Origin of the sequence: Clostridium algidicarnis (genome assembly GCF_000703125.1) — a bacterium.
Classification (GTDB): domain Bacteria; phylum Bacillota; class Clostridia; order Clostridiales; family Clostridiaceae; genus Clostridium_L; species Clostridium_L algidicarnis.
Map to the genome: position 1 here is coordinate 2,677,100 of NZ_JNLN01000001.1, position 18,510 is coordinate 2,695,609.

The 18,510-nt window shown below is 27.3% G+C and carries 22 protein-coding genes; 1 reads left to right on the forward strand and 21 read right to left on the reverse strand.

Going from position 1 to position 18,510, the window contains the following annotated elements; genetic code table 11:
• Positions 1-6 precede the first annotated feature (6 nt).
• The 11 genes from BV55_RS0112770 to dapF form a co-directional block, all read right to left on the reverse strand.
• Entirely contained in the window at positions 7-453 is a 447-nt protein-coding gene (locus BV55_RS0112770; RefSeq protein WP_029453199.1) for a hypothetical protein, read from the reverse strand.
• Between the two features lie 9 nt (positions 454-462).
• Complete coding sequence (locus BV55_RS0112775; RefSeq protein ID WP_029453200.1) at positions 463-924, reverse strand: hypothetical protein; 462 nt, start codon at positions 922-924, stop codon at positions 463-465.
• Positions 914-1,621, reverse strand: coding sequence for a hypothetical protein (locus tag BV55_RS0112780; protein WP_029453201.1), 708 nt, complete (start codon positions 1,619-1,621; stop codon positions 914-916). Before BV55_RS0112780 ends, BV55_RS0112775 begins: the two co-directional genes overlap by 11 nt.
• Positions 1,608-2,075 carry a hypothetical protein gene (locus BV55_RS0112785; protein WP_029453202.1) on the reverse strand — a complete coding sequence of 156 codons (468 nt, stop codon included), beginning with the start codon at positions 2,073-2,075 and terminating at the stop codon, positions 1,608-1,610. Before BV55_RS0112785 ends, BV55_RS0112780 begins: the two co-directional genes overlap by 14 nt.
• Entirely contained in the window at positions 2,051-2,512 is a 462-nt protein-coding gene (locus BV55_RS0112790) for a hypothetical protein (RefSeq protein WP_029453203.1), read from the reverse strand. The genes BV55_RS0112785 and BV55_RS0112790 overlap by 25 nt, the downstream gene beginning before the upstream one ends.
• A 3-nt stretch (positions 2,513-2,515) precedes the next feature.
• Positions 2,516-2,953: a hypothetical protein gene (locus BV55_RS0112795; RefSeq protein WP_029453204.1), complete on the reverse strand. Its 438-nt coding sequence runs from the start codon at positions 2,951-2,953 to the stop codon at positions 2,516-2,518.
• On the reverse strand, positions 2,937-3,395 hold the full coding sequence (locus tag BV55_RS0112800) for a type II secretion system protein (RefSeq protein WP_029453205.1): 459 nt from the start codon (positions 3,393-3,395) through the stop codon (positions 2,937-2,939). The genes BV55_RS0112795 and BV55_RS0112800 overlap by 17 nt, the downstream gene beginning before the upstream one ends.
• 12 nt (positions 3,396-3,407) lie before the next feature.
• On the reverse strand, positions 3,408-4,577 hold the full coding sequence (locus BV55_RS0112805) for a type II secretion system F family protein (RefSeq protein ID WP_029453206.1): 1,170 nt from the start codon (positions 4,575-4,577) through the stop codon (positions 3,408-3,410).
• A complete protein-coding gene (locus BV55_RS0112810) occupies positions 4,570-6,048 on the reverse strand; it encodes a GspE/PulE family protein (RefSeq protein ID WP_051652506.1) in 1,479 nt (492 codons plus the stop codon). The genes BV55_RS0112805 and BV55_RS0112810 overlap by 8 nt, the downstream gene beginning before the upstream one ends.
• A 127-nt stretch (positions 6,049-6,175) precedes the next feature.
• Positions 6,176-7,237, reverse strand: a complete 1,062-nt coding sequence (locus BV55_RS0112815) for a hypothetical protein (protein WP_157469668.1) — start codon at positions 7,235-7,237, stop codon at positions 6,176-6,178.
• 17 nt (positions 7,238-7,254) lie between these two features.
• Positions 7,255-8,085 (reverse strand): diaminopimelate epimerase, encoded by an 831-nt coding sequence (dapF, locus tag BV55_RS0112820; RefSeq protein ID WP_029453209.1) that lies wholly within the window; start codon positions 8,083-8,085, stop codon positions 7,255-7,257.
• 177 nt (positions 8,086-8,262) lie between these two features.
• Here dapF and BV55_RS0112825 point away from each other — a divergent pair, with 177 nt between their 5' ends.
• Entirely contained in the window at positions 8,263-9,984 is a 1,722-nt protein-coding gene (locus BV55_RS0112825; protein ID WP_029453210.1) for an Rqc2 family fibronectin-binding protein, read from the forward strand.
• 99 nt (positions 9,985-10,083) lie between these two features.
• On the opposite strand, the gene uraA is transcribed toward BV55_RS0112825, so the two are convergent.
• The 10 genes from uraA to BV55_RS0112880 form a co-directional block, all read right to left on the reverse strand.
• On the reverse strand, positions 10,084-11,349 hold the full coding sequence (gene uraA / locus BV55_RS0112835) for a uracil permease (protein ID WP_029453211.1): 1,266 nt from the start codon (positions 11,347-11,349) through the stop codon (positions 10,084-10,086).
• A 110-nt stretch (positions 11,350-11,459) separates the two neighbouring features.
• Positions 11,460-12,002 (reverse strand): bifunctional pyr operon transcriptional regulator/uracil phosphoribosyltransferase PyrR, encoded by a 543-nt coding sequence (pyrR, locus tag BV55_RS0112840; protein ID WP_029453212.1) that lies wholly within the window; start codon positions 12,000-12,002, stop codon positions 11,460-11,462.
• A gap of 152 nt (positions 12,003-12,154) precedes the next feature.
• Positions 12,155-13,069 (reverse strand): RluA family pseudouridine synthase, encoded by a 915-nt coding sequence (locus BV55_RS0112845; protein WP_029453213.1) that lies wholly within the window; start codon positions 13,067-13,069, stop codon positions 12,155-12,157.
• Positions 13,069-13,515, reverse strand: coding sequence for a signal peptidase II (lspA, locus tag BV55_RS0112850; RefSeq protein WP_029453214.1), 447 nt, complete (start codon positions 13,513-13,515; stop codon positions 13,069-13,071). The genes BV55_RS0112845 and lspA overlap by 1 nt, the downstream gene beginning before the upstream one ends.
• Before the next feature lie 72 nt (positions 13,516-13,587).
• Positions 13,588-14,892 carry a 3-phosphoshikimate 1-carboxyvinyltransferase gene (aroA, locus tag BV55_RS0112855; protein ID WP_029453215.1) on the reverse strand — a complete coding sequence of 435 codons (1,305 nt, stop codon included), beginning with the start codon at positions 14,890-14,892 and terminating at the stop codon, positions 13,588-13,590.
• A gap of 13 nt (positions 14,893-14,905) precedes the next feature.
• Positions 14,906-15,697 (reverse strand): 3-deoxy-7-phosphoheptulonate synthase, encoded by a 792-nt coding sequence (gene aroF / locus BV55_RS0112860; protein ID WP_029453216.1) that lies wholly within the window; start codon positions 15,695-15,697, stop codon positions 14,906-14,908.
• Positions 15,690-16,781, reverse strand: coding sequence for a 3-dehydroquinate synthase (aroB, locus tag BV55_RS0112865; RefSeq protein WP_029453217.1), 1,092 nt, complete (start codon positions 16,779-16,781; stop codon positions 15,690-15,692). The genes aroF and aroB overlap by 8 nt, the downstream gene beginning before the upstream one ends.
• Positions 16,782-16,833: 52 nt before the next feature.
• The gene (locus tag BV55_RS0112870) at positions 16,834-17,442 is read right to left on the reverse strand and encodes a DivIVA domain-containing protein (protein WP_029453218.1); all 609 of its coding nucleotides are present in this window, start codon (positions 17,440-17,442) and stop codon (positions 16,834-16,836) included.
• 14 nt (positions 17,443-17,456) lie between these two features.
• The gene (locus tag BV55_RS0112875) at positions 17,457-18,221 is read right to left on the reverse strand and encodes a YlmH family RNA-binding protein (protein ID WP_029453219.1); all 765 of its coding nucleotides are present in this window, start codon (positions 18,219-18,221) and stop codon (positions 17,457-17,459) included.
• Between the two features lie 5 nt (positions 18,222-18,226).
• Positions 18,227-18,490: a YggT family protein gene (locus tag BV55_RS0112880; RefSeq protein WP_029453220.1), complete on the reverse strand. Its 264-nt coding sequence runs from the start codon at positions 18,488-18,490 to the stop codon at positions 18,227-18,229.
• Between the last annotated feature and the right edge of the window lie 20 nt (positions 18,491-18,510).

The following is an 18,510-nucleotide window of genomic DNA, read 5'->3' on the forward strand; positions in this document are numbered from 1 at the left end:
GCTCCCCTAAATATCTTTAGATATTTTAATAATTAAATACCCTTTTATAACATTATCCTCTTTAGATAGGATACTCATCTCTTCAATATTAACATATCTTTTCTCTAGTTCTAATAGGTAATTTAAAAATTTATTTATATCCGATGTAAAATTTACAAATATATTTATATTATCTTTGCTATATTCTATTTTTTCAATTTCAAAGCCTAATTCTTCATGAAAAATCAATATGCTAGATATGGTATTTTCATTATTAATTCCTACTTTTCCCTTATCATCATATGTTTCATCTTTATTTTCAGATATTTCATTGAATAGGGGTATAGCTTCTTCATTTACTACCGTAGTATTATTAGAATTTTCTAGTGAATATTTATTTAATATATAAAAAGTTTCACCTAAAGATATAATTACTAATATTATTATAATAATCTTTTTAGTATTATTTGTCATACAATCACCTTAATAAGATAAATTAATATTAAAACTATATTTATTTTCTAAATCTTTTATATATTCCATACTCTTCACCTTTATATGATTATTTTTATTATAGTAATTTATAAATTCATCTATATCTTTATTGTCATAAAAAGTAATCTTTGAAGTTACATTATCTTTAGTAATTAAAACACTATCTACTAAAAACATTTTTTCTTCAAACCCAAATAACGTCTCTAAGATATCATGTATATCTTTTGAATTGCAACTTACACTCTTTTTGCTAAAATCTTCATTGACTGTGTCAACTTGCTTTTTAGAGCTTATACTTTTATTATAATCTATTATTAACATGCCTACTGATATCATAATAACTAAAGCAAGAATTATGTAATTATTATAAGACATTGATTTTTCTTTTTCTTTGCCACTTACATAGCTAGATGGAAGATAACTATATTGATTTTTATATCTAATTAACATAAAACAACTCCTCAGCTTTAATATTAAATCTTTTAATATTAAAGTCATTAGTATGTTTCTTATCCAGATTCAAGTTTATTAAATACATATTATTTTCTATAGATAAACTTAAATGTTCTAAAGACTTAGTAATAATATTCAAAGATTCTTCGCACAGATTATTAATATTTTTTTCATCTGCATCCTTATTAAGGATACAAAAAACTATATCACCGTATTTTAAAATTATAAAATATAAATGTTCTTTTATTAAAGCTATTACTATACCCTCTTTCACTTTAGCTTTATTTTTTATATATTTAGCTAAAACTTCTTGAATTGGTATAATCCTCAATGACTTACAGCCTGCAAAATATCTATCGATAATTTCATATTTATCTGTGTTTATGCATTTAATGCTCGTAATTAAATTTTTATCACTAGACTTTATAACTTCATAATCAAAAAGAATATCATCTTTTTTAAATAAAAGATTTACTTCCTTTTCTATATTTTTCTTTAATGATATATTATTCATCCTAGGTAAATTTAATTTTAAATTATATATTTCCTCTCCCTCTAAAATAATATTTAGTTTTTTGTTTTTAAAATATATAAAATCTATATCCTCATACTTAAATTTTTCATAACACTTTGTTCTTTTATCATAAGTATAAATTTCTCTTCCTATAATCATATAAATATTATTTGAATTCATCATGCACCTCCCCTTCACATCTTATAAGTTTAACTTTATTTTCACTTATCTTGCATTTATAACTTTCGTTACTATAGGATCCGCTAAAATCTTTAATATGTAAGTTTATACACTCTCTTAAATTATCGTATTTTATACTACAATTTTCATAAGTTATAATAGTCTTAAAGCTTTTCAAAAGTTCTACTTCACTTATCTCCTCTTCATGATTTTCACTTATATATTTGTCTAAATAACTTTGCAGTTGAAAACTCAATTTGGTTAAGAGAACTTCCTTCATTTTATTGTTTTCTCTAAATACAGCTTTATTTATTAAACTATTAGTATCTACACGTTTTTTTAATATATTTATTGTGAAGCTACTAATTGTAAATACCATAATCATAGTAATTAATGTTGCTAAAAGGATATTACCTTTTTTATGTTTTTTTATATTTTTATCATAGGTAAGCATTTTTCTATAATTTCTCCCTCCTTTAAAACTATCTTAATGAAGATTAGATCACCCTTTTGTTCTACATAGAATTCTTCTACATTTTTAATAATATTATTAGAAGTTTGAATACTATTGTTTATTTTAACAATAGACACCACCCTATTTTCTTTGTTTTTAGTTATTTCTTTTTCTATTGGATTATTTATTTTGTTTTCTTTTAATATTATAGAATTATTCTTGACCTCTACCATAAATCTTCCTGTAGATATCTCTCTATCTATTATATCTACAGCTTGTTTTAAATAAACATAATTAACATAAGATTTATTCTCTTTTTGGTTATCCTTAACACACATTAATATTAATATAAAAAGGAATGAGGCAATAGTCATAGATATGGCAAAAGAAATAATAAACTCTAAAATAGAAAATGCCTTTTTCTTTCTTTTATTCATTTGTCAGTAGTTTCCTTTATATAGTTTTATTTTTTTACTACTAGATTCCTTTATAAACCTAATATTCACCTCTAATATATCTTCTGTTTTAATGGTATTTATCTTAATATATGGTTTTTTAATCTGACTTTCTTCCTTCATTATTTCTAATATATTCTTATGTTTTATAAAGTCCATTTTAATATATTCATTTTCAATGTAATATTCTTTATTACAGGTTAGTTCCCAAGCCTCAAAACTTTGATTATAATATATTTCGTTTTTTAAAGCCTCTAAGAACAATGTTTCTTTCATAGAATCTTCCTGATTAATCGTTTCTTTAAAATAATAGCTTCTACACATAAAGAATGTATTAATAATTAAAATTAATATAGAAAATGCAATTAGTGTTTCAACAAGAATGCTCCCCTTACTTTTACTATTATTATTTAATTTCTGCATAAAAATTACCTACCTGTATTGTAATTGAGTGTTCATTGCCTTTAGAATCTTTAAGGCTTATAGTTCCAGGTTGCACTGTGCCATCTTTGCCAACATGCAATATATTATCCAAGTTACCACCCGTTAATTTATATCCTTTTGGTATTATCATAACTTTAACAATTTTATTATCAACTGAAAAACTTATTTTATTTGCTTTCTTTTCTAATTGTATGTATCCATTTTTTTGATTACCTTTACAATATTCACTAGAGAAAGATATTAATGAAAATATAGATGTCTTGCAATGTTTAACTTCAGCATTAAATATATTGTTTTTCACTAGATTTATAGGAATAAATGTTATATATGCAGTTATGCCTATAAGACTTAACGTTATTAATATTTCAATTAAAGTGAATCCTTTTTTTTTCACATAAACTTTATTAAATGCTCTTTTCATATGTCACCTGCTTCAAGATATTGATGTTAATCCATTAATCATGGGTAAAACTAAAGTTATTACAAGGGTTAAAATCATCCCACCTACAATAATTAAGGAGACAGGCTGAATAATATTAAGATTTTTTTCTATTTTCTTTTCATAGTTAACTAACATTATTTCTTCTATGTGATTTAAGCTTTCTTCTAGATTCCCACTTTCTTCTCCTACCTTTAAAATTACTAAAGAAATAGAGTTAAATAATCCGGATCTTTTAAATGCTTTATATAAGCTTCTTCCTTTTTTTATATCTGCTACTATTAAATTTAGATCTTTTTTATAATTATTCTCTTCAAACATATTCGTACATTTTTCTATGCTATTTATAATTGTATTTCCTGATTCTATAAGTACCCTTAAACTCATGATGAATTTAATATTATAAAACTCTTTAACGGTCTTGATTCTTGCAATCAAAAAATTGCTCATGTAGCTCCTCTTATAATTAAATAATACAAGCAATACATTTAATATAAGTATTATTACTATTAAATACCACTTAGCTGAAATGAAGCTACTAATCCTTAAGATTGCCTTTGTGTACAATGGTAGCTCTTGTACATTATTTTCTAATAAAGTCATAAAGTTTGGAATTACTTTAATTGTTATAAAGAAAAACATTATAATAACAGTAATCATAAGTACAGCTGGGTATGATAGTGCATTTATTAATTTACTTTTTAGTTTTTGTTGCTTTTTATAATAATCACCTAGTATTTTAAAACTATCTTCTAACCTTCCACTATCTTCACCGACTTTTATCATTTGTATAAACAGCCTTGGATATATGTTAGGATAACTTAAAAAACTTTGACTTAGACTTTTACCATCTTTTAAAGATTTACATATTTCTAAAATACTATTTTTTACTGACATATTTTCTATGCCTTCTTGTATTATATTTAGAGAACTAAGTAGGCTAACACCTGAACCTATCATAAGCTTTAAGTTAAGACATAAAATTTCTAAATCTTTATATGAAGATTTTTTAATGCCTTTCTTTAAATTAATAGCCTTACGGTACCTTGATATATAATAACCCTCAGTTTTTAATGATAACCATAATGCATCTTCTCTCCCTTTAAATGTACCCATTTTACGCCTACCATTTAAGTTATATGCAATATAATAATACCTATCCATCTTTCATCATCCTTTGCTTAGTTATAATGGGTACAACTTGTTTATAATCTATTACTCCTTGCAATAGTAACTGTTTGTACTGAAATAATAGGGTATCTTCTTCTTTTATGTTTAATTCTCTTCTAAAATCCCTTATATCCTTGCAATTTTGTAGATTTATTTTCTTATCTTCATCTAAATAAAGTATTTCACTAACTAAAACACGTCCTAAATAACCTGTGTTCCTACAAATCTTACATCCCTTGGCTTCATAAAACCATTCATCCTCTTTAATATTTAAATTTAGACCTTTGTAATTTTTTTCTTTAGACTTTTGTTTACAATGACAACATAACTTTTTTACAAGGCTTTGTGATACTACACCTAATACTGCATCCATCATTATATATCTCTTTATTCCCATTTCAGACAGTCTGTAAAGTGCACCTATACAATCATTGGTATGAAGTGTTGATAGGACCTTGTGTCCTGTTATAGCTGCTCTAGAAGCTATTTGAGCTGTTTCCTCATCTCTTATTTCACCAATCATTATAATATCTGGATCTTGGCGCAAAATGCTTCTAAGACCTGAAGAAAAGTGTACTCCTCCTTTAGTATCAACGTTTATTTGATTAATACCTTTTATACTATATTCTACAGGGTCTTCTATAGTAGTTATATTTAAATTTTCTTTATTAAAATCATTTATCATGCCATATAAAGTAGTACTTTTGCCACTACCAGTAGGTCCTGTTACAAGTATCATTCCATACTGAGAATTTAACATAGATCGTATAAGCTTTAATTGCTCCTTTCTAAATCCTAGATTGTCTAATGACTTAAAGGCTGAATCCTTATATAAAATCCTAAGAACTAACTTTTCACCATTTATAGTGGGAATAGAAGAAACCCTTATATCATATCCTGTGTCTTTTTTAGCAAATGATATTTTGCCATCCTGTGGTATCCTCTTTTCAGCAATGTTCATATTAGATAAAAGCTTTATTCTTATAACTAGACTAGATAACACAGCCTTTGGAAGTTTTATATATTGAAATAAAACTCCATCCTTCCTAAACCTTATAGTTATTTCATTTTCTTTAGGTTCAATATGAATATCACTAGCATTAGCATCTATGGCCTCATTTATTATATCCTGTACTAACCTAGAAGCAGGAGACTTCTCCTCCCATGATATTTTTTCTCTTTTCTCCACATTATCTTTTATTAATTCTTCAATAGAATTATCCTTAACATTATTTCCATAATAAAGGGATAACTTTTGCAATATCACCTCTTCTTTAAACAGATGTATTCTAACTTCTCTTTTATATAAAAACTTTACATAATTAATAGCAAATAAATTATTTTCATCACTTATTGCTAAATCAATAATTTTATCATTTATATTAAGTGGAACCATAAAATTCTCATAAGCTATGTTTTTAGGTATTAGATTTACTAGGCTAGAGTTTAATTCAGGATTTAGCATATACCCTATTACCCCTTTCTATAGGTTAAACATATATATTTCATGATTTACTTATGATTATTGTCAAACACTAATTTTTTATACACAAAAAGAGGAATATTTCTTTTTAAGAAATATTCCTCTTTTACTATTTATCTTTTTGATATATATGATAGTTTTTTTCTTTGTCTATTATCAAATTAACTGAATTATCCTCTTTTTTTATCATATAAACCTTTGATTTTTCTTTATTAACTTCATATCCTAAAAAATATACATTACCATTTTCATCTACAGCCATTCCACCTGAAGAATTTATATTTTTAGGAAAATTAAATACTGCCTTTTTAAATGTTCTATCCAATTGAAGTTTATATATACAATCTTTTTCACTTTCATCTTTACCCATTACATATATATCTTCTCCAGATTTAAGAGAGTAAAAAATTTTTGATAACTTTAAGTCAAAGGGATTATATGTTTCTTCCTTTAAATTAATAAGAACCAATTCATAATTATCTTTACTATACTTTATAGTTATAATATTATTTTCATCTAAACTTTCTAAATACACGATGAATCCATCATTTATTTGTAAAAGTTTCTTTTCTTCATTATTATTTGTGTCTTTTAAAAATATAGCAGATTCTTTTGAATTATTTATTGCTCCATAGTAAACTATGTTGCTGTCATCTATCCAGTCATAAACATTTCCCGAAATTAAGATATCATTAGAAACTTCACTTTCTTTATTAGTTGCTATGTTATATACCATAACACCTTTTGCACTGCTAAGACTATCCTCTTCAAATGCCCTGTAAGCTATATTGTTTCCATTTTTAGATATTCTAAGATCAATATAGCTATTATATTTATCTAAACTTTGTATTTTTTTATCTTTTTTGATTATACTAATATTTGTACTTGGAAGTTCTTTGTTTTTATTTTTCTCCTTTAAATATATTAAAATATTTTCGGAGTATTTAAAATCCATTATATCCTCTATCTCATCTATATACTCTCTTTTTCCATCTTTTAAACTATATGCCTTTATATTAGTTTCTGATGATTCCATTAATGTAGCCTTTGTAAAATTTGAATAATTGCAATCCTTAATTATATCTTTTTCACTAGGGGCTCCTTTATTGCATGCAACCAAAAATAGCGTAAAAAGTAAAAGTATAAAAGCATTACACTTTTTCTTCATCATTATTCCCACCAGTCATATTAATACTCCATCAAAAGAGTTCCTTTAAATACATTTTCTGCATTTCCAATCATATATATATCATCACCATCTTCTATTCGAACTTTTAATGTTCCACCTTCCACTATAACTGAAACTTCATTATCTGTATATCCTAGCATATAAGACATATATGCAGAGGCACAACTTCCAGTTCCACAAGCAAGAGTCGGACCTGCGCCAACTTCCCATGTCTTAATTTTAATACTTTTTCTATCTAATACTTCGCAAAAGTTAACATTTGTTTTCATTTTAAAAAAACTGTTTTCTTCTATAAATTTACCTTCTTCTATTTTATAATTACTAAGTTTATCTATTATGACAGTATGTGTCACCCCAAGATGGAGCGAGTTTATTATATATCTCTTGTTATTTATTTCTAATGGCTTATTTATTATAGGTTTTTCTGAAACTTCTGAGATATTACTTGGATTTAAAGATGGTTTCCCCATATATACGGTGATTTCTTCTATATTGTCACCTTTTAGAGTAAGACTTACCTTCTTTATTCCATCTCCTGTTTTTATATTAATTATAGTCTTTTCAACTATCTTTTCTTCATAAACATATTTTGCAAAACATCTTATACCATTACCACACATAGAAGCATAAGATCCATCTGAATTAATAATTACCATTTCTATATCAGCTTCTTTAGAATTTCGTACTATTAAAATACCATCTGCACCTATTCCAAAGTTTCTATTACAAAGTTTTAATGCTATATTACCTTCTTTTCCTAAATATTCATTATTTAAATCCTCAATTATTATAAAGTCATTTCCATTTCCATGCATCTTTTTAAAATTCAAAATTGCTCCTCCTTAACTATTCTTTCTATTACATTATTATTGCATATATATAATACTATATATATATAAATAAATTGTAAAAATTTTATTACATTTAGACAACTATATTAAATATTGGTATAATCAATGTATTATTAATGAAATCCAGGACGTTTTTTTAAGAAAGGAAGTTTATTTATGGCTTTAGATGGAATATTTTTACACAGTATTGTTAGTGAATTAAAAAGCGAAATATTAAACGCAAAAATAGATAAGGTTAATCAACCTGAAAAGGATGAGATTATATTAAGTGTTAGATGTTCTAGCGGTAACAAAAAATTACTTATAAGTTCTAACTCTAATTATCCAAGGATACATTTTTCAAAAGAATCAAAAGCTAATCCAGCAAGTGCTCCAATGTTTTGTATGATTCTTCGGAAATATATAGTTAGTGGTAGAATAAAAGATATTACACAATTAAACAATGATAGAGTTCTAATCATAGATGTTGAAAATACAGATGATTTAGGCTTTGACAGTATCTACTCTTTAGTAATTGAAATTATGGGAAGACATAGTAATATTACATTAGTTAGAAAAAGAGATGGAATAGTTATGGACTCTATAAAACATATAACCCCTGATATTAATAGCTATAGAAGTATTTATCCTGGTTTAAAGTTTAAATACCCACCTAGTTTCGATAAATTAAATCCATTAAATTGCAGTAATACTAACATAATAACTTTTATTAAGGAAAATGATTTAGATATTTCTAATAAAACTGCTTCTTTATGTTTTAATGGTGTAAGCAAATTATTATCTGAGGATATATACAAAAGTTACCTTTCTTTAGACGATGTAGATCAATATTTAAATTCATATGCTAATATTTGCATGGATTACTTTAGTAATATACTTTCTAATAACTTTGAATTTATAAGTTATTCAGATGAAAACATGCTAAAAGACTTCTACTGTCTAGACCTAATTACAATGAAAAGTTATAATAAAGATATTTATACCTCACCTTCAAAACTTATTGAATCTTTTTATAAACAAAAGGCTAGAAGTCAGCATGTTCACGGTAGAAGCACAGAGCTATTAAAATTAATTAATACTAATTTAGATAGGTGTAATAAAAAAATTGATATTTTAAAATCCACCTTAGAAGAATGTAAAAATAAAGATGAGTATAAAATTAAAGGCGAACTTTTAACTGCAAATATATATAGCATTACACCAGGTAAATCTGAAGTGTCTCTTCAAAATTATTATAGTGATGAAGATGAATATATTACTATAAAATTAGATGAAAATAAAACGATCTCTGAAAATATACAATCCTTTTATAAAAAGTATAATAAATATAAAAAGTCTGAAGCGGCCGCTAAAATTCAACTTTCAATAGCTGCTGACGAGATAGAATATTTAAATTCTGTTTTAAATAACTTAGTTAATATAGAACAATATGAAGAGATTGAAGAAATAAGGTCTGAACTTGTTGAATCAGGATATTTAAAACGTAAGATTCTAAAAAAAGGCAAAAAGAAAATTTCAAAACCAATGCATTTTATTTCTAGTGAAGGACTGGATATTTATGTTGGAAAAAATAATATTCAAAATGATTATCTAACGCTTAAATTTGCAAACAAGCAGGATACTTGGCTTCACACAAAGGACATTCCTGGTTCTCATGTAATAATAAAAGGAACTAATATATCTGATACAACCTTGTTAGAGGCTGCTACCCTTGCTGCTTATTATAGTAAATCTAAAGATTCCTCTAATGTTCCTGTGGATTACACTTTAGTTAAAAATGTTAAAAAGCCTTCTGGTGCTAAACCTGGAATGGTTATATATTATACTAATAAAACACTTTATATAAACCCTAAGGATCTTGGACTTAAAAGAGTTTAAAATAAACTCCTATCCGTAGATAAATAGTTGGTAAATTTAAAAGAGCTTGAACCAAAGGAACTACTTCCTTTTATCCAAGCTCTTTTCATATTAAACCTTCTACTCTGATTTACTCTTTTCAGGTAACACTAAATTTAGTATTATGCCAACTAAGGTAGCTAGTGCACCTCCTGATAAACTCACACCCTTAAAGTCTATAACCGCTCCACCTATACCTAAAATTATTATTACGGAACATATTATAAGATTCTTTTTCATACCAAAATCTATTTTGTTTTCAACAAAAATTCTAAATCCTGATGAAGCTATTATACCAAATAGTAATATAGACACTCCACCCATTACTGGTAGAGGTATATTGCTTATTACAGCAGATACAGGACCTATGAATGATAACACTATAGCTATAACCGCTGCCCATGCTATAACCCAAACACTATATACCTTAGTTATAGCCATAACTCCTATATTTTCACCATAGGTAGTGTTAGGCGGTCCACCAACTAGTCCTGCAAAAATCGTGGCAACTCCATCTCCTAATATAGATCTATGAAGTCCTGGATCTTTTGTGAAGTCTTTTCCACAAACATTATTTGTTACATATACATGTCCTATATGTTCTGCTAATGTAACAAAAGCCACTGGAGCCATAAGTAGTATGGCATTCCAATTAAATTTTGGTGCCATGAATCTTGGTATTTCAAAAAGTTTAGCTGATTTTATAATTTCTATTGATTCTTGTGGGATTACACCTAAAATTAAGGATAATATGTATCCTACAACCATGGCTACAAGTATTGGTATTACACCTAAAAATCCTTTAAAGTACATAGTTCCAAAAATACCTATGCCCAAAGTTACTAAGGATACTGCTATCCATGACATTCTAGGGATGCCTTCCATAGATTGAACCATAAAATTCGGATTTAATCCCGCCCAGTCTATAGCTACACCTGCAAGTCCTAAACCAATAACAATAACTACAGATCCTACAACTATTGGCGGTAGTAGTTTATCAAGCCACCCCGTACCTGTAAATTTAATTATAGCTGCTACTATAACATAAACAACCCCTGCTGCAACTATACCAGATAGCATTGATGGCCTACCATACTTAGCGGTGGCTGCAACTATAGGTGCTATAAATGCAAAGGATGATCCAAGATACGCTGGAAGCTTTCCCTTAGTGCACAATATATATATAAGGGTTCCAACCCCACTACAAAATAGTGCTAAGGAAGGGTTTGTGTTAGTCAGCATTGGCACTAATATAGTTGCACCTACCATTGCAAATAAATGTTGGAAACTTAAAGGTAATGTCTTAATCATTGGTAGTCTTTCTTCTACATCTACGTAGTTTTTCATATTATTCCTCCTCTTTTTAACCTCACTGGATTATTTTAAAAGACTTATATATAGAAAATCTTTTAATTCATTTTAATTTGGTGTGTTAAAATATAATTTTTAAAAATTTATTATGATTCTAATTCATAAATTTTCACTAAATCTTCTCCATCTATTTCTTTAATTTCAACAGATACCATCTCGTCTTTTGATGTAGGTATATTTTTACCTACATAGTCAGCTCTTATAGGAAGCTCTCTATGTCCTCTATCTATAAGCACAGCCAATTGAATAGACATAGGTCTTCCATTGTCCATAACTGCGTCTATAGCTGCTCTAACTGTCCTTCCTGTGTAAAGTACATCATCTACTAATATCACTTTTTTATCTTTAATTTCAACACCTAGGTTTTTGTTATTTATGGTTGGTGCATCATTTAAATTTGTAAGGTCATCTCTATATAATGTTATATCTACAGATCCTACCGAAACTTTTATTCCCTCTATAGCCTCTATAGTTTCTGCTATCCTTATTGCTAGTGGATATCCTCTTCTTTTTATACCTACTAAAACAATATCTTCTATGCCTTTATTTTTTTCTAATATCTCATGTGATATTCTTATAAGACTTCTTTTTATTGCATTTTCATCTAATAGAGTTGTCTTTAGTTTCATAATTATTCCCCCTTCTATAAAAATAAAGCGTCTTATCAGAAAAGATAAGACGCTTAAAAACAAATTAATAACAAAGTTAATATCTGCGCCTTTGGATCTCTCTTGGATCATTTTAAAGGTATTTTTATTATTATATCATCTAAAATTATTCTTTACAACTGTTTTTTTAATCTAGTGAGTATTTTTATAAAATACTCTGGAAGTTCAGATTCAAACTCAACATACTGATTTTTAGTTGGATGAATAAAACCTAAAGATTTGGCATGAAGCATTTGCCCCTTTAAGTTGAACTTTTGTTTCTTATATCCATATACCGGATCTCCCACTAAAGGATGACCTATATAGGCCATGTGAACTCTTATTTGATGAGTTCTTCCTGTTTCTAGGTTGCACCTTACTAAAGTATTATTTTCATATCTTTCTAAAACCTCATAATGAGTTATAGCACGCTTACCTTCTTCTACTACTGCAAATTTAATCTTTTCTTTAGGATTTCTACCTATTATAGTGTCTATAGTACCACTGTCACTTTTTAAAACTCCTTCAACTAGTGCATAGTACTCTCTTTTTATAGTATGTGCTTTAAATTGTTCTGCTAATATGCAGTGTGAATTATCATTTTTGGCTATAACAAGTACTCCTGAAGTATCTTTATCTATTCTGTGAACTATCCCAGGTCTTTCAATACCATTAACCTTAGATAGATTCGATGAGTGATTTACAAGTGCATTTACAAGTGTACCATAATGATTACCAGATGCAGGATGAACAACCATGCCTTGGTCTTTATTTACAATGATTATATCCTCATCTTCATATAATATATCTAAATATATATTTTCGGGCCTCACTTCAATTTCTGTGCTTTCTTTAAGATAAACCTTAATTAAATCTCCTTGTTTTATCTTATATTTGCTTTTTACAGGATTATCATTTACTAGAACATTACTTTCCTCAATTAATTTTTGTATGTAGGATCTTGATAAAATCTCTAAACTTCTAAATAAATATTTATCTACCCTCTCTTCATCTACACATTCTTCTATTAAAAATACTTCTTCTTTCATTATTCGCCATCCTTTATTATAAATACTGCAAGTAAAAATGTTCCTATAACCACAAGTATATCCGCAATGTTAAATGTCGGAAAACTATAAACATCTTTATAGTGGAAAAAAATAAAATCTACTACATAATTATACTTTATTCTATCTATTAAATTACCTATAGCCCCAGATATAATAAGAGCTAATGATATTTTTAATATAAATGATTTAGGTTTATACCTTATTAAATAAAAAATCATTGCTAATACAACAATAATCGTTAATAATGATAATAAAAAAGCCCTTCCTTGGAAAATACCGAATGCAGCCCCTCTATTTTCTAAGTAAGACAAACTAAAAAAGTTATTAATTATAACTACATCCTTACCCTTAGCTAAATTACTAACTGCCCACATTTTTGTAACCCTGTCAACAAACACACCTAAAATAATTATAATTATTTCCAATTTTCCATCCCCCGTTAAATTAATCTGGTAATGCATTTTTATATTGCTCGAAAGCATCATTTTTTTTAATCTCTAGGTCTCAACCATATTTAAGAATTCACTAAAAAATTTTATGCTATTTGGAAATGATATATTTGTATACTCCCAATGATTAATATTGGTACTTTTTAAATTTCTAATAGAAAGTACTGCAAATGCCATAGCTATTCTATGATCTTTTTGACTTTCAATATTTATATCTTTGCTTATATATGAATTCCCACCCTTAATAAATAGGTCTCCATTATCATAATGTGATTGTATACCACAATTTTTTAAATTATTTATTATACCATCTACTCTATTACTTTCTTTAACCTTTAACTCATCTACTGATTTTATTATAGTAGTACCTTCACTAAAAGCGGCTAAAACACTAATAAGCGGAATTTCATCTATAATACTCGGAGTATATTTTGCTTCAATTTCAATTCCTTTAAGGTCACTACTTTTAACCTTTATATCACCTACAAGTTCTCCATTTCTAGTTTCTTTTATGTCTGTATTTATATCAGCACCCATGTCCTTTAATATATCTATAAATTTTCTTCTGCTGGGATTTAGTAGAACATCTTTTAAAGTTACACTTGACTCTTTCGCGAGTAGGCATAACCCTATTATAAAAGCTGCAGAAGATATATCTCCCGGAATAAAGATATCCTTAGAAGATAAATTAGACTTTTCAAGCGTTATAGAGTTTCCTTTACACGTAATATCTGCGCCTAGGTATTTCATCATAATTTCAGTATGATCTCTTGTAGATAAAACTTCCTTTACTACTATATACTTTTTTGCTACTAAAGCCGCTATTAAAAGGGCTGATTTTACCTGTGCTGAGGATACCGTCATCAAATATTCTATACTTTCTAGATTTGATAATTTAGTGGTGTTTATAGGCAATTTGTCTTCTGAGCACTCAAATACTCCTCCCATAAGTCGTAATGGTTCTAATATTCTTTCCATGGGTCTTTTACTTAAAGATTCATCACCTATTAAAACCGCTTTTATGTTAGCTGCACATAAAATACCTAGTAATAATCTAACAGTTGTTCCTGAATTATCACAGTTTAATATACCAACATCCTTTTTAAATTCTTCTATTCCAGGGCTTATAACTTTTAATTTATATTCATCTTCATAAATAATCTTAGCTCCAAGCTTTTCTATATTCTTAAGTGTAACAACACAATCATCACCTTTTGGAAAGTTATATATATTATAAGTTCCCTTAGGTATACAGCCTATTATAAGGCTTCTATGTGCAATAGACTTATCACCTGGCAAGTTTTTAATTTCTTTATGAATATCTTCCTTAGCTTTTAATATCTTTATATCCATTTAAATCCTCCCTTCAATATAATCTTTTTATGTCATTAATTATATCAGAAAGAGTATTTATTGATATTGTTTGATTTGCATCAGATATTGAAAGGTCCGGATTTATGTGGCTTTCTATTAATAGCCCATCTGCCCCTGCAGCAATAGACGCTAAAGACATTGGATGTACTAGTTCTCTAAGTCCTGTTCCATGGCTTGGGTCCACTATAATGGGCAATCTATAGTTGCTTTTAACAAAGGCTACAGCATTTAGATCCAAAGTATTGCGTGTATATGTTTCGAAGGTTCTAATACCTCTTTCACACAATATAACATTTTCATTTCCTTCTCTTAATATATATTCTGCAGCATTTATCCATTCATTTATAGTTGCACTTATGCCCCTTTTAAGTATGATGGGTGTTTTTAACTTTCCTACTTCTTTTAATAAACTGTAATTATACATATTTCTGGATCCTATTTGAATTACGTCAATATAATTAAGAGCTTCTTCTACGTCTCTAGTATCCATAATTTCTGTGGATACAGGTATATTAACTTCTTCCCTTACAGACTTTAATATTTCAAGTCCTTCTTTACCAAGTCCTTGAAAATCATAAGGTGATGTTCTAGGCTTAAAAGCTCCTCCTCTTAGTATGTTTACACCATATAATTTTAATTGTGTCGCAATGCTAATCATAGTATCATAATCCTCTACTGCGCAGGGCCCTGATATTATAACCTTTTTTTTACTACCTATTTCTGTGTCTCCTACTTTAACTATAATTGCATCACCACTATCTTTATCACATAATAATTTACTCATATATTTTTTCACCTTCTATACTCTCTTTGATAGCTTTAAGTAGCTGTTCTTCTTTAACTTTAACCGCTATAACAGGTTTTCCTAATGTTGATATTAGTACAAATCTTATATTAGAATCATTTTTTTTATCTCCTCTTATGCTTTTTATAAAATTATCTTTATTATTTATCTTATAATACTTATCTATACCTATATACGTATAAATATCTTTTATTTTATTATATAGATTTTTATCTAAAGACATAAGGGTTTCTGATAATTTTAATGCAACTAATATTCCAAGAGATACCGATTGTCCATGAGAAACCTTGTAATTTGAATCTATTTCTATAGCATGGCCTACAGTATGTCCAAAATTTAATACATTTCTAAGTCCTGTATCCTTAAAATCTTTAGAAACAATACCTCTTTTTATTAATATACATTTTTGCACTAATAAAATTATTTCATCTTTTTCAAGGTTCACTATAGATTCTATATTTTTTTCAAAATAAATTAACAAATCAGCCCTATCTATTATACAATATTTAATTATTTCCCCAAATCCACTCAAAATTTCTTTTCTTTTGAGTGTTTTAAGAAACTCTGGACATATTATGACTTCTAATGAGTTATAAAACATTCCAATATAATTTTTTAGATTATTAAAATTATATCCAACCTTCCCTCCAATGCTACTATCAACTTGAGATATCATTGTAGTTGGAATATTAATGTATCTTATACCCCTCATGTAAGTGCCAGAAACAAATCCCACTAAATCCCCTAGGATGCCACCACCTATACATATTACTATACCATTCCTTTTGGCATTATTATCTACTAAAAATTTATATATCTCATCTACAGTTTCTCTATTTTTATTGCATTCTTTACATTCTATATAAAGTGAGCTTTTGCAAAAGCTCCTAATGTTATTTATATATTTATCGTAATATACGCTTAAATTTTTATCGTATATAAGAAATAAATCAGCCCTATGCTTTACCTTTATATTTTCAATTCTTTTAACCGTTTCATAAATATTATTTACCAAATATATAGGATAGGGTATATTAATATCTTGCTCTATTTTCTTATACATATTTGTCCTCCCGTCTTAAATAAAAAAACTCACTCTTAAAGAGTGAGTTCAATTAGCTATTTTTTGCAAAGAAGCTTTTAATAGCACTTAAATCATCTGAGTTTATAGATTCATCCTTTTGTACTTCAATTTCTTTATTTATAATTTGTTCTTTTTCTTCTTCTTCAACTACATCTTCTTCTAAAGGTATTCCTAAATTATAATTTTTAGCAAAATCTTTTTCAAGATCATCAAAAGTTTCTAACTGAACATTCATAAAACTTCTAAACTTAACTCTAAACCTAATAAAATCTTGTTTTAATCTTTCATACTCATCATTCACTCTTATAACATCACTATGAGCTTTATCTAATATCTTTTGTGCCGTTTCATTAGAATTTCTAACTATTATATCTGCTTCTTTTTGTGCAGATTTTTTAGCTTGTTCTGCCGCATTTTGAGCCAATACTAAAGTATTTTGTATTGTATTTTCTATATTAGAATAATGATCTATCCTATCATCCATTACTGACATTTTCTCTTTTAGTATGGCATTTTCTTTAAATAGCACTTCATATTCTTCTACAATTTTATCTAAAAATTCATCTACCTCTTCTGAATCATATCCTCTAAGTACCTTTTTAAATTCTTTATTACTTATATCCATTGGAGTTATTTTCATAAGTCATCACCCCGTCAAACGTATTTTTTTATTTCTATTTTTAATCTACCACTAGATGTGGTACCTATTATCTCTCCAACCTTATATTTTCCATATCCTCTTATGGTAATAGTACTTGCAGACATTACTTCCTCGCTTTTTTCATAACAAGTGACATAGTCTATAAGTACTTTACCCGATTTTATGTACTGCTGACTTTTTGCTCTTGAAAGATTTGTAATTGAACTAACTATCACATCTATTCTCTTTGATGAAGCTAAATGCACATTTACTTTAAAATTATAGTCTGGAATACTTTCATTGTCATTTAAAATCTCTACAGTGCATGGACTCTTACCTATAACTTTTAAATTAATAAATATATACTGTAATATATCTTCAGTTACTGGCAAATAGCATTTATTATCTTGTACTATAAGATCACCAAATTTCTCCCTTTTTACTCCTAATGACATTAATGCTCCTAAATAATCTTTATGTAGAAGTTCACAAAATTTCGACTTATTTGTAATCTTAATAATTTGAATAGAATAGTAAAATCCAGAACCATTAAATCTAATTATCCTTCTTTCAGCATCATCAAATCCACCCGAAACATCAGAAACAATATTATTTACGTTGCAATATTTCTGAATCTTATTCCAAATATTAGGTGTTAAAAATTCATTGCTATAGACAGTGTTTAATGTTTTATTCGATAATAAAATCTTATCATAAAGATTTGAACATAAAGATATGTCTTCCTCTCCCATATACTTTAAAAAATCCTTTTTATTCATATTATTTAACTAACAAGAGGCATAATTATGCTCTCTAGCAAATATAATAGTATCAATACAATAACTGGTGAAAAATCTAAGGAGAGGTTTGGAATAAATTTATCTTGTAATAGCTTAGCTGGTTTTAAGATTGGTTCTGTTAGAAATTTTATTATATTTATAAGCTTGTTTTGTTGTTCTCTAAAAATAAATGATAAAACTACATCTATCAATATAGCATATTCTACTATTGAAAATAAGACCTCAAAAAAAACTCTTAAAATAATTATTCATTCCCTTCTATCTAAAA